This is a genomic window from Pseudomonas sp. RA_5y_Pfl1_P24 (genome assembly GCF_963970945.1).
GTDB lineage: Bacteria > Pseudomonadota > Gammaproteobacteria > Pseudomonadales > Pseudomonadaceae > Aquipseudomonas > Aquipseudomonas tritici.
The window spans coordinates 249,522-262,273 of record NZ_CAXAOJ010000006.1; the positions used below are offsets into that span (position 1 = coordinate 249,522).

The 12,752-nt window shown below is 60.8% G+C and carries 8 protein-coding genes; 7 read left to right on the forward strand and 1 reads right to left on the reverse strand.

Annotation, left to right across the window (positions count from 1 at the left end; translation table 11 throughout):
* The first annotated feature begins 9 nt into the window (after positions 1-9).
* Positions 10-1,176 carry an MFS transporter gene (locus AACY30_RS12280; RefSeq protein ID WP_339540393.1) on the forward strand — a complete coding sequence of 389 codons (1,167 nt, stop codon included), beginning with the start codon at positions 10-12 and terminating at the stop codon, positions 1,174-1,176.
* A 29-nt stretch (positions 1,177-1,205) separates the two neighbouring features.
* Complete coding sequence (locus tag AACY30_RS12285; protein ID WP_339414993.1) at positions 1,206-2,261, forward strand: alkene reductase; 1,056 nt, start codon at positions 1,206-1,208, stop codon at positions 2,259-2,261.
* A 268-nt stretch (positions 2,262-2,529) separates the two neighbouring features.
* Here the strand turns inward: AACY30_RS12285 and AACY30_RS12290 are convergent, their stop codons facing one another.
* The gene (locus tag AACY30_RS12290) at positions 2,530-3,162 is read right to left on the reverse strand and encodes a TetR family transcriptional regulator (protein ID WP_339414994.1); all 633 of its coding nucleotides are present in this window, start codon (positions 3,160-3,162) and stop codon (positions 2,530-2,532) included.
* A 286-nt stretch (positions 3,163-3,448) separates the two neighbouring features.
* Here AACY30_RS12290 and AACY30_RS12295 point away from each other — a divergent pair, with 286 nt between their 5' ends.
* From AACY30_RS12295 to AACY30_RS12315, 5 genes are all read left to right on the forward strand, one after another.
* Positions 3,449-4,597: an efflux RND transporter periplasmic adaptor subunit gene (locus tag AACY30_RS12295; protein ID WP_339469547.1), complete on the forward strand. Its 1,149-nt coding sequence runs from the start codon at positions 3,449-3,451 to the stop codon at positions 4,595-4,597.
* A 3-nt stretch (positions 4,598-4,600) separates the two neighbouring features.
* A complete protein-coding gene (locus AACY30_RS12300; RefSeq protein WP_339469546.1) occupies positions 4,601-7,762 on the forward strand; it encodes an efflux RND transporter permease subunit in 3,162 nt (1,053 codons plus the stop codon).
* Positions 7,759-9,216, forward strand: coding sequence for an AdeC/AdeK/OprM family multidrug efflux complex outer membrane factor (gene adeC, locus AACY30_RS12305; protein ID WP_339469545.1), 1,458 nt, complete (start codon positions 7,759-7,761; stop codon positions 9,214-9,216). The genes AACY30_RS12300 and adeC overlap by 4 nt, the downstream gene beginning before the upstream one ends.
* A gap of 182 nt (positions 9,217-9,398) precedes the next feature.
* On the forward strand, positions 9,399-11,096 hold the full coding sequence (locus AACY30_RS12310) for a molecular chaperone HscC (RefSeq protein WP_339414998.1): 1,698 nt from the start codon (positions 9,399-9,401) through the stop codon (positions 11,094-11,096).
* 11 nt (positions 11,097-11,107) lie between these two features.
* Positions 11,108-12,718 (forward strand): J domain-containing protein, encoded by a 1,611-nt coding sequence (locus tag AACY30_RS12315; RefSeq protein WP_339540394.1) that lies wholly within the window; start codon positions 11,108-11,110, stop codon positions 12,716-12,718.
* The last annotated feature ends 34 nt before the right edge of the window (positions 12,719-12,752 follow it).

Sequence of the window (12,752 nt, forward strand, 5' to 3'; positions counted from 1 at the left end):
GAAACGATAATGCCCCTCTCGCTACTCATACTGGCCCTCAGCGCCTTCGCCATCGGTACCACCGAGTTCGTCATCATGGGCTTGCTGCCCGATGTAGCGGCGGACCTGGGTGTGTCGATTCCTGGCGCCGGCTGGCTGGTCACCGGCTACGCCTTGGGTGTGGCCATCGGTGCACCGTTCATGGCACTGGCCACCGCCAAGCTGCCACGCAAGGCGGCACTGGTAGCGTTGATGGGTATCTTCATTATCGGCAACCTGCTCTGCGCCCTGGCCAGTGACTACAACGTGCTGATGTTTGCCCGCGTCGTCACCGCGCTGTGCCACGGTGCTTTCTTTGGGATTGGTTCAGTGGTAGCGGCGAACCTGGTGCCGGCCAACAAACGTGCCTCGGCCGTAGCCTTGATGTTCACCGGTTTGACCCTGGCCAACGTGCTTGGCGTACCACTGGGTACCGCACTGGGCCAAGAAGCCGGCTGGCGCTCGACGTTCTGGGCGGTGACGGTGATGGGTGTGGTGGCGTTGATTGGCTTGATCCGTTTCCTGCCCGCCAAGCGTGATGAAGAGAAACTCGACATGCGCGCCGAACTGGCCGCGCTCAAAGGCGTCGGCATCAGGCTGTCGCTGAGCATGACCGCGCTGTTCGCCGCGTCTATGTTCACCCTCTTCACCTACGTTGCGCCGCTGCTCGGCGATGTCACCGGCGTGTCGCCCACAGGCGTGACCTGGACCCTGCTGCTGATCGGCCTGGGCCTCACCGTGGGCAATATCATTGGCGGCAAGCTGGCGGACAAACGCCTGGCGGCCACCCTGATCGGCGTGTTCATCAGTATGGCGGTAGTTTCCACCGCGCTGACCTGGACCAGCGTCGCCATCATCCCGACTGAAATCACCTTGTTCCTGTGGGCCACCGCCTCGTTCGCCGCCGTGCCTGCGTTGCAGATCAACGTGGTGAGCTTTGGCAAGGCCGCACCGAACCTGGTGTCCACCCTGAACATCGGCGCCTTCAACATCGGCAACGCCCTTGGCGCCTGGGTCGGCGGCAGTGTGATAGCCCACGGTTTCGGCCTGACCAGTGTGCCGTTAGCCGCAGCGGCCCTGGCGATCCTCGCGCTGGTGGTGACCCTGATTACTTTCCGTCAGAGCGGCGATGCCGGCCTGGCCCCTGCGACCAACTGATCCACTTCAAAGACAAAGGTATTTTCCCGATGACGACTATTTTCGATCCGATCAAACTGGGCGACCTGGAACTGTCGAACCGCATCATCATGGCGCCGCTGACCCGCTGCCGTGCAGACGACGGCCGCGTACCCAACGCGCTGATGGCCGAGTACTACGTGCAACGCGCTTCCGCCGGGCTGATCCTCAGCGAAGCCACTTCCGTGACGCCGCTGGGCGTGGGCTACCCGGATACCCCGGGCATCTGGTCCAACGACCAGGTACGCGGCTGGGCCAACGTGACCAAGGCGATTCATGGCGCAGGCGGCAAGATCTTCCTGCAGCTGTGGCATGTGGGCCGTATTTCCCACGAGTCGTACTTGAACGGCGAAACTCCGGTTGCACCGAGCGCGATCCAACCTAAAGGACACGTCAGCCTGGTGCGCCCACTGGCCGACTACCCGACCCCTCGCGCGCTGGAAACCGCTGAAATCGCCGACATCGTCGACGCATACCGCACCGGTGCCGAGAACGCCAAGGCCGCCGGTTTTGACGGCGTGGAAATCCACGGTGCCAATGGCTACCTGCTCGACCAATTCCTGCAAAGCAGCACCAACCAGCGTACCGACAACTACGGTGGTTCCCTGGAAAACCGTGCACGCCTGCTGCTGGAAGTGACTGACGCCGCCATCGAAGTCTGGGGCGCCGGTCGCGTGGGTGTGCACTTGGCACCACGCGCCGACTCCCATGACATGGGCGACGACAACCTGGCGCAGACCTTCACCTACGTCGCCAGCGAATTGGGCAAGCGTGGCATCGCCTTCATCTGCTCGCGTGAAAAGGAAGGCGCTGACAGCCTCGGCCCACAACTCAAAAAAGCCTTTGGCGGTATGTACATTGCCAACGAACGCTTCACCAAGGACAGCGCCAACGCCTGGCTGGCTGAAGGCAAGGCGGATGCGGTGGCCTGGGGCGTGCCGTTTATTGCCAACCCGGACTTGCCAGCGCGGCTGAAGGCGGATGCGCCGCTGAATGAGCCACGCCCGGACACCTTCTACAGCAAGGGCCCGGTCGGTTATATCGACTACCCGACGCTGGCGCTCTGACGTAACGTGCTGAAATGAAAAAGCCCCGGCTCGCAGGAACCGGGGCTTTTTTACTCGTACCTTGAACACACCAACTACCCCATGTGTGCAGCCAGGGGTACCACTCCTTCACACCCTTGCAACAAAATCGCTACAAAATACTTAGCCGGCTACCTATCAACCACCCGCCAGCCCGTATATAAAGTCACCCCACCAATCAGGCAAAAGGACGATTGACCATCCTTACGCTTTACTGTTGACACAACCTGATGCAATTACGCATTTTGTCTCAGTTGCGCAGGCTCGGGCTCCAGCGCAGCATGTCCAGCCCTGCGTCCACCCAGCGCTCGGCTTCCTGATGTAGCTGGAAGCTGTCGGGGACCAGCAGCCATTGGCCGATCAGCCCGTTGATGTAGGCGTGGATACACACCGCGCCACGGGTGGTGTCGAGGTTTTCCGGAAGCTGCCCGCGATGGACCGCGTTACGCAACGTCAGGCTGATGCGCAGGTTGCATTCCAGGCTGTGGGTCTGACGCTGACGGCGCATGTCGCACATTTCATCGGTGAATTCGCACTTATGGAACAAGATCTCGTTGATGCGCCGGGTTTTCGGGTCCAAGGCCACTTGATGGAACAAATGAATCAGCAGCTTGCGCATGCAGCCCAGCGGGTCGAGTTCGTCCTCGCTTTCACTGGCCCTGGCCAATTCGTCCAGCGGCTCATGAAGGGTATCGAGCAGCGCCTGCAGCAAATCGGATTTGTTGCTGAAATGCCAGTAGATAGCACCCCGCGTCACACCGGCCAGCGCGGCGATGTCCGCCAGCGTAGTGCGCGCAACGCCGCGCTCATAGAAGGCTTGCTCGGCGGCTTGGAGGATCTGGCTGCGCGTTTCCTGAGCTTCCTCTTTAGTGCGACGAACCATGGCAGTAAAACCTCAATCAGGACACTTGAGACTATCGTTAAGCCAGAATTAATAGCCGGTAACGATCATCTGAATATTTGTGGGACGACACCGTCATGGGTGCCGAACGTAATGGAATCGAGGCTTTGGGCGTTGCTTTGTCAACATTGCGCAGAGCCTGTCAAGAGTTTACAAACAACCATGAACGTAAGTATATTGCGTAGCAAGCTACTTATCCACTCGCCGTTTGCTTTTTACCTTTCCACACTGCTGGTGCGCACTCTGCGCGCCTGACCCGAGGATCTTCATGCAACTTAAGCCAGCTGTTACCGCTCTGGTCACTGCCGTCGCCCTGGCATCGCTGCTCAGCGGATGTAAAAAGGAAGAAGCGGCTCCGCCCGCTCAAACCCCTCAGGTCGGCGTGGTCACCATTCAACCGCAAGCCTTTACCCTGACAACCGAGCTGCCAGGCCGTACTACCGCCTACCGCATCGCGGAAGTTCGCCCGCAGGTCAACGGCATCATTCTCAAGCGCCTGTTCAAGGAAGGCGCGGACGTGAAGGAAGGGCAACAGCTCTACCAGATCGACCCATCGGTGTATGAAGCCACTCTGAAAAGCGCGCAAGCCACGCTGACCCAGACCAAATCCATCACCGACCGCTACAAGCAGTTGGTCGATGAGCAAGCCGTGAGCCGTCAGGAATACGACACCGCCGTCGCCAACCGCATGACCGCAGAAGCAAACGTTCAAACCGCGCAGATCAATGTGCGTTACACCAAGGTGTACGCGCCGATCGCCGGTCGCATCGGCCGTTCTTTGGTCACCGAAGGCGCGCTGGTCAGCAACGGCCAAGCCGACTCCATGGCCGTCATCCAGCAACTCGACCCGATCTACGTCGACGTCACGCAGTCTTCGGTAGAAATGCTGAAACTGCGCCGCGACCTGGAAAGCGGCCAGCTGGAAAAAGCCGGCGCCAATGCCGCCAAGGTCAAGCTGACCCTGGAAGACGGCAGCGACTACGGCCAGGATGGCAAGCTGGAATTCTCCGAAGTGTCGGTTGACCAGACCACCGGTTCCGTGACCCTGCGCGCCGTGTTCCCCAACCCTGACCACACCCTGCTGCCTGGCATGTTCGTACACGCCCAGTTGAAAGCCGGCGTGAACAGCAAGGCGATCCTGGCTCCGCAACAAGGCGTAACCCGCGACCTCAAAGGCATCCCGACGGCCCTGATCGTCAATGCCGACAACAAAGTCGAGCAGCGCGTCCTGGTCGCCAACCGCACCGTCGGCGCCTACTGGCTGGTGGAAAAAGGCTTGAACGCCGGTGACCGTGTGATCACCGAAGGCTTGCAGTACGTCAAGCCTGGCGCCGAAGTCAAGGTTAAGGAGGCGGATAACGCCAAGCCTGCTGGAACGGTTGCTGCTCCTGCTGCCACTACGGGCAAAGGGGAGTAATTCATGTCGAAATTTTTTATCGACCGTCCCATTTTCGCCTGGGTAATTGCCCTGGTGATCATGCTGGTCGGGGCACTGTCGATCCTGAAGTTGCCCATCAACCAATATCCGGCCATCGCGCCAACCGCCATCGACATCCAGGTGACCTACCCAGGCGCGTCCGCACAAACCGTGCAGGACACCGTGGTGCAGGTGATCGAGCAACAGCTCAACGGTATCGACAACCTGCGTTATGTCGCCTCGGACAGTAACTCCGACGGCAGCATGACCATCACCGCGACGTTCAACCAGGGTACCAACCCGGACATCGCCCAGGTTCAGGTGCAGAACAAACTGAACCTGGCGACCCCACTGCTGCCGCAAGAAGTGCAGCAGCAGGGTATCCGCGTGACCAAGTCGGTGAAGAACTTCCTGATGGTGATTGGGCTGGTGTCGGAAGACGGCAGCATGAACAAGGACGACCTGTCCAACTACATCGTGTCCAACATCCAGGACCCGATCTCGCGGACCGCGGGTGTCGGTGACTTCCAGGTGTTCGGTTCGCAGTACGCCATGCGTATCTGGCTGGACCCGGCCAAGCTGAACAACTTCCAGTTGACCCCGGTCGATGTCAGCACGGCCATCTCCGCACAGAACGTCCAGGTCGCCACCGGCCAGTTGGGCGGCCTGCCTGCCCTACCCGGCAACCAGCTGAACGCAACCATCATCGGCAAGACCCGTCTGCAAACCGCAGAGCAATTCGGCAACATCCTGATGAAGGTGAACACCGACGGCTCCCAGGTTCGCCTGCGTGATGTGGCCCGTATCGAACTGGGTGGCCAGAACTACAGCATCAGCGCGCAGTTCAACGGTAATCCGGCTTCCGGTATGGCGATCAAGCTCGCTTCGGGTGCTAACGCCCTCGACACCGCCAAGGCTATCCGCGCCACAGTGGCGTCCCTGGAGCCGTTCTTCCCGCCAGGCATGAAGGCGGTGGTGCCGTATGACACCACGCCTGTAGTGACCGAATCGATCTCCGGCGTGGTGCACACCCTGGTCGAAGCGATCGTGCTGGTGTTCCTGGTGATGTTCCTGTTCCTGCAGAACTTCCGCGCCACCATCATCACCACCATGACGGTGCCGGTGGTATTGCTGGGTACCTTCGGGATCCTCGCGGCGTTCGGCTTCACCATCAACACCCTGACCATGTTCGGCATGATCCTGGCCATCGGCTTGCTGGTGGACGATGCCATCGTGGTGGTGGAAAACGTTGAGCGGGTAATGGCCGAGGAACACCTGTCGCCGAAAGAGGCGACGGTCAAGTCCATGGGCCAGATCCAGGGCGCCCTGGTGGGTATTGCCCTGGTGCTGTCGGCGGTACTGTTGCCGATGGCCTTCTTTGGCGGCTCCACCGGTGTGATCTACAAACAGTTCTCCATCACCATTGTTTCGGCCATGGCGCTGTCGGTACTGGTTGCCCTGATCTTCACCCCGGCCTTGTGCGCCACCTTGCTCAAGCCGATCGACCCTGAAAAACACGGCCAACCCAAGCGCGGTTTCTTCGGCTGGTTCAACCGCACCTTCGACCGTGGCGTACTGAGCTACGAGCGCGGCGTGGGCAACATGATCAAGCACAAGATCCCGGCGTTCCTGGTGTACGCACTGATCTTCGCCGGCATGATCTGGCTGTTCATGCGCATCCCTGCCGCGTTCCTGCCCGATGAGGACCAGGGCGTGATCTTTGCCCAGGTGCAGACGCCTGTGGGTTCTTCGGCTGAACGTACGCAGAAAGTCATCGATGACATGCGTAGATACCTGCTCAATGACAAGGAAGGCGAGCCTGGCGAAGGCAAAGGCGTGAAATCGGTGTTTACCGTAACCGGCTTCAACTTCGCCGGTCGTGGCCAGAGTTCGGGCCTGGCCTTCGTGATGCTCAAGCCGTGGGATGAACGTGATGCGTCCACCTCCGTGTTTGAAATCGCCAAGCGCGCCCAGGGTTACTTCATGCAGACCTTCCAGGACGCCATGGTATTCGCCATTGTGCCGCCGTCTGTTCTGGAGCTGGGTAACGCCACCGGTTTCGACGTGTTCCTGCAAGACCAGGGCGGTGTCGGCCATGAGAAGTTGATGGCGGCCCGTAACCAGTTCCTGGGCATGGCTGCCCAGAGCAAGATCCTCGCGGGTGTGCGCCCCAACGGCGTGAACGATGAGCCGCAGTATGAGCTCACCGTCGACGACGAGAAGGCCAGCGCCCAGGGCATCACGTTGTCGAACATCAACCAGACCCTGGCAATTGCCTTGGGTGGCAGCTACGTCAACGACTTCATCGACCGTGGTCGGGTGAAGAAAGTCTACGTGCAAGGTGAAGCCGCCAGCCGCATGTCGCCTGAAGACCTGAACAAATGGTACGTGCGCAGCGACTCCGGGAAGATGGTGCCGCTGTCGGCCATCGCCTCGGGCAAGTGGATCTACGGCTCGCCGAAGCTCTCGCGCTATAACGGTGTGGCGGCGATGGAAATCCTCGGCACCCCGGCACCGGGCTACAGCACCGGTGACGCCATGACGGAAGTCGAACGCATCGCCAAGCAATTGCCGGCGGGTATCGGCTACGCCTGGACGGGCTTGTCGTACGAAGAACGCTTGTCCGGTTCCCAGGCACCTGCGCTGTACGCTTTGTCGCTGCTCGTGGTGTTCCTGTGCCTGGCGGCACTGTACGAAAGCTGGTCGATCCCGATTGCGGTGGTACTCGTAGTGCCGCTGGGCGTGGTGGGTGCGTTGATCGCCACCAGCATGCGCGGGTTGTCCAACGACGTGTTCTTCCAGGTGGGCCTGTTGGTGACGGTGGGCCTGGCGGCGAAAAACGCCATCCTGATCGTGGAGTTCGCCAAAGAGCTTCACGAACAGGGCAAAGGCATCGTCGAGGCGGCCATCGAGGCGTCCCGTATGCGTCTGCGTCCAATCATCATGACCTCCATGGCGTTCATCCTCGGCGTACTGCCGCTGGCGATCTCCTCAGGCGCAGGTTCAGGCAGCCAGCACGCGATCGGTACCGGTGTAATTGGCGGTATGATCACGGCCACAGTGTTGGCGATCTTCTGGGTGCCGTTGTTCTTTGCAACCGTGTCCGCCATCGGCGACCGTAAACCGAAAGAAACCAAGCAAACTCCTAAAGAGGCTGGCCAATGAGCAAGTCGCTACTTTCCCTAGCCGTCACGGCATTCGTGCTCAGTGGCTGCTCGCTGATACCTGACTATCAGCGCCCCGAAGCGCCAGTGGCCGCGCAGTTCCCGCAGGGGCCAGCGTATTCGTCGGCCCAGGCACCGAGCCAGGCCGCTGCCGAACAAGGCTGGAAGCAGTTTTTCCATGACCCTGCCCTGCAACAGTTGATCCAGACCGCGCTGGTGAACAACCGTGACCTGCGCGTTGCGGCCCTGAACATCGACGCCTACGCGGCGCAGTACAGCATCCAGCGTGCCGACCTGTTCCCGGCCGTATCGGCCAATGGCAGCGGCAGCCGCCAGCGTGTGCCGGCCCGTGCCTCCCAGACCGGCAAAGCGAACATCACCAGCCAATACTCGGCCACCCTCGGGATCAGCTCTTATGAGCTGGACCTGTTCGGTCGCGTACGCAGCCTGAGTGAAGAAGCGCTGCAGAAGTACTTCGCCACTGAAGAAGCACGCCGCAGCACCCAGATCAGCCTGGTGGCCAGCGTGGCCAATGCCTACCTGACCTGGCAAGCCGATAAGGAACTGCTCAAGCTGACCCAGGACACCCTGGGCGCCTTCGAGCAGAGCTTCAAGCTCACCTCGCGCAGCAACGAAGTCGGCGTGACCTCGGCCCTCGACCTGAGCCAGGCACGCACCTCGGTGGAAAACGCCCGCGTGCAGCTTGCCCGGTATACGCGCCAGGTGGCCCAGGACGAAAACAGCCTGACCCTGCTGCTGGGCACTGGCCTGCCGGCGAATATCGCCAGCAAGCCGCTGTCGGATGACCTGCTCAGCGAAGTGCCGGCCGGGTTGCCCTCGGACCTGCTGCAACGTCGTCCAGACATCCTGCAGGCCGAGTACAACCTCAAGGCGGCCAACGCCAACATCGGCGCCGCCCGTGCTGCGTTCTTCCCGAGCATCAGCTTGACGGCCAACGCCGGCACCCTGAGCCCGGACCTCGGCGGCCTGTTCAAAGGCGGCTCGGGCACCTGGTCGTTCGCTCCGCAGATCAACATCCCGATCTTCAACGCCGGCAGCCTGCGCGCCAGCCTGGACTACTCGAAGATCCAGAAAGAGATCAACGTGGCGAACTACGAGAAGGCGATCCAGACCGGCTTCCAGGAAGTCTCCGACGGCCTCGCCGCGCGTGAGACCTACAAGCAGCAACTGGAGGCCCAGCGTGGCTTTGTCGCGGCCAACCAGGATTACTACCGCCTGGCCGAGCGTCGCTACCGCATTGGTGTCGACAGCAACCTGACGTTCCTTGACGCTCAGCGCCAACTGTTCAGTGCCCAGCAGTCGCTGATCACCGACCGCCTGGCGCAGTTGAACAGCGAGGTCAACCTGTACAAGGCCCTCGGCGGCGGCTGGAACGAGCAGAGCGCGAAGAACGAGCCGTTGAAAGAAGAAGCACCGGCACTGAAGTTGTTCTGATGCGGTTGTAAAAAAGTAACGCCGCTGTAAACAAAACCGCTTCCCTCACCGGAAGCGGTTTTTTTATGCCTGATGGGTGGCGTAGTGAGCGGGCTCAAACGCCCATTGCCTTGCTTTTCGCCCAACCTTTCAGGATAAAATTGGTCACAGATTCTTACAGACCGCAGAGGGAGCTTGTCGTAATGATCGTAGGAATCGACCTGGGGACCACCAACAGTCTCGCCGCTGTCTGGCGCGGTGATACCGCCGAATTGGTACCCAATGCCCTTGGCCAGTTGCTGACCCCAAGCGTGGTCGGTCTGGATGATCAAGGCCGTGTCCTGGTAGGCCAGGCTGCCAAAGAACGCCTGCACACTCACCCGCACCTGACCACGTCGTTGTTCAAGCGCTACATGGGCAGTGCCACCGAAGTGCGCCTGGGCGGCCGCTCATTCCGTCCGGAAGAACTTTGCGCACTGGTGCTCAAAAGCCTGAAGGAAGACATCGAGCGCACCTACGGCCATACCGTCACCGAAGCCGTGATCAGCGTGCCCGCCTATTTCAGCGACGGCCAACGCAAGGCCACACGCATCGCCGGTGAACTGGCCGGGCTCAACGTCGAAAAACTGATCAACGAACCCACCGCTGCCGCCCTCGCCTATGGCCTGCATCAGCGCGACAAGGAAACCTCGTTCCTGGTCTTTGACCTCGGTGGCGGTACCTTCGACGTGTCGATCATTGAGTTGTTCGACGGCGTGATGGAAGTCCGTGCCAGTGCCGGCGACAACTTCCTCGGCGGCGAAGACTTCGACACCCTGCTGCTGGAACACTTCGTCGACAGCCAGCGCAACGCCCAAGGCTTCCCGCCCACCAGCAGCGTACTGCAAGCCCTGCGCCGCGAAGCTGAACGCGTGCGCAAGGCCCTTGGGCAGGACGACAGCGCCGACTTCGCTCTGCGTGTCGATGGCCAGCAATGGGTAAAAACCATTACCCAACAGGAACTGGCCAAGCTCTACACGCCGCTGCTGGAACGCCTGCGCGCACCGATCGAACGGGCTCTGCGTGATGCGCGGATTCGTGTGGGCGACCTGGATGAAATCCTGCTGGTGGGCGGTACCACGCGCATGCCGCTGGTGCGCAAACTCGCCGCCGGTTTGTTCGGACGTTTCCCGTCCATCAGTCTCGACCCGGACCAAGTGGTCGCCCATGGCGCTGCGATCCAGGCGGCGCTCAAAGCCCGCTCCGCCGCATTGGAAGAAGTGGTGCTGACCGACGTCTGCCCCTACACCCTGGGCATCGAAACCTCTAACCAGTACGGTAGCCATATCGAGAGCGGCCATTACCTGCCGCTGATCGAACGCAACAGCAGCGTGCCGGTGAGCAGGGTCAAAAGCGTGGTCACCCTGTCTGACGACCAGACCCGCGTACTGCTGAAGATCTACCAAGGCGAAAGCCGCCTGGTCAAAGACAACATCGAGCTGGGCCAACTGGAAATTCCCGTGCCCAAGCGCAAGGCCGGTGAAGTCTCGCTGGACGTGCGCTTCACTTACGACAACAACGGCCTGCTGGAAGCCCAGGTGAGCATTCCGCTGACCGGCGAGCAACATTCGCTGGTGATCGAGAACAACCCTGGCGTGCTCAGCCCCGAAGAGATCCAGCAACGCCTGCAAGCCCTGGCGCAGTTGAAGGTTCACCCGCGCGACCAACAGGTCAATACCGTACTCACCGCGCGGCTCGAGCGGCTCTACCAGGAAAGCCTCGGCGAACTTCGCGAGCAGCTTGGGCACTGGGCCGGGCAGTTCCAACAGGTGCTCGACTCCCAGGATGAACGCCGCATCCGTGAAGCCCGCAGCGAACTGACCCGGCAACTTGAGCAACTCGACAACGGGTTCTGGCGCTGAGGGAACACACCATGGATTGCTGGACCGTGCTGCAACTGTCGGAAGACGCTGACGAGCGCACCATCAAGCGCAGCTATGCGCGGCTGCTGAAAAGCTGCCGGCCGGATGACGATGCCGCAGGCTTCCAGCGATTGCGCGAAGCCTATGAAGAAGCACTGGCCTACGCACGCTGGCGAGCCGACTGCGAAGAACAGCCAAACATCGCCGCAAAGCCCGCTGCCGAACAGGCCTACGGTAACCTCAACGACCTCGCCGAGTTGATGGACGTCAGCGCCCTGCACCCAGCCCCTTTCGAAGCGCCCAAGGCCGACCCGGCGCATGCCCTGCTCAGTGGACTCAACGTCAGCAACTTCATCGAACGCTGGAACCTGGCCAATCAGCAGGACTGCACCGACGCTTTCCAGGTTGGCTTGCTGCGCCACTGCTTTGAAGCACCGGGCGAACGCAGTCCTATCGCCCAATGGGCGGTACAAAACCTGGAATGGCTGACCCCGTGGCAGCAGGTGGCAATGACCACTTGGCAATACGATGCGCTGACCAGCGAACTGCTGCAGGACTACCGTCACACCTTGCAGGAACTGCTGGAGCAAAAGGCCGAGCGCGAGTTCATCACCCAGCTCACGCAGTACAACAACCAGCCCTGGCTACGGGTGTTCGACCTGCAGCAGCAGTGGCAACGCATCATCCTGCACCTGCTCCACGACACCACCTGGAGCGTGCCGCTGTTCGAGCGGGTGTGCCAGGTGTTTGGTTGGGACGACCAGAAAGGCGTCTACCCGGAACCGGCGTGGATGTGGCGCGAATTGGTGTCGCGTTGTGAGCAGGAAAGTTTCTACGTCAACCTGCAAGAGAAGGCGAACGACACCCGCCGCACCTCTGCCGATGCGTTGGCGGCGCGCCTGTTGCTTACGCCGATGAGCGTGAAGGAACAATGCCGCTTGGTCGCAGGCTTTGATGAGAATGCGTGGAATGCCACTCAACACCTGTCTGAAGTGCTGACCTGGCGCTACCCGGACTTGCTCGAACGACTGCCGGATTCGCACGTTTTCTTCTGGCGAAAATTCCTGCCGCGTGGGGTGACCCTTGATAGCTGGATCAGAGTCTGGGCCGGATTAGCCCTCGCCAACGGCCTGGCCTTTCATCAAGTCCTCGACACTTCGCTGCCGGCCAAATTCTTTTTGTTGATCCTGCTGTCAGTCGCTCCCGCGCTCTGCGCCCTGCGCGGTGCCCAATTATGGGCCGACTTCACCTCACGCCTGATCGTCCAGGACCTGTGGCTCAGCGAACGCCTGTTGCCCAAGCGGCTCAGCGTCGGCCAGTTCAGACTCGTGCTACGCCATGGTATTCCCCAATTGGTGATGCTAATTGTGTTTGGCTACATTCTCGGGGTCATGGGCATGCTGACTTACCTGGGCATGATCCTGATCAGCCTGTTTCACTCGCGGCGAATCGGCAAGGTCAACGAAAACTTCAATGCCAGGATTCCGTGGATCAAAGGGTTGCACTGGGCTTATTGGAGCCCGCTGCAAGTGGTGTTCTTGATGGCGATGGTGGCCGCAACCCTCGCCTGCCAGAAATTTCTGCCCGCCATCCCGTGGACCAGTTTGAACACCCTGCACTAAGCCCCGAAAACCAGGCCAGACCTCATGAGTCCGG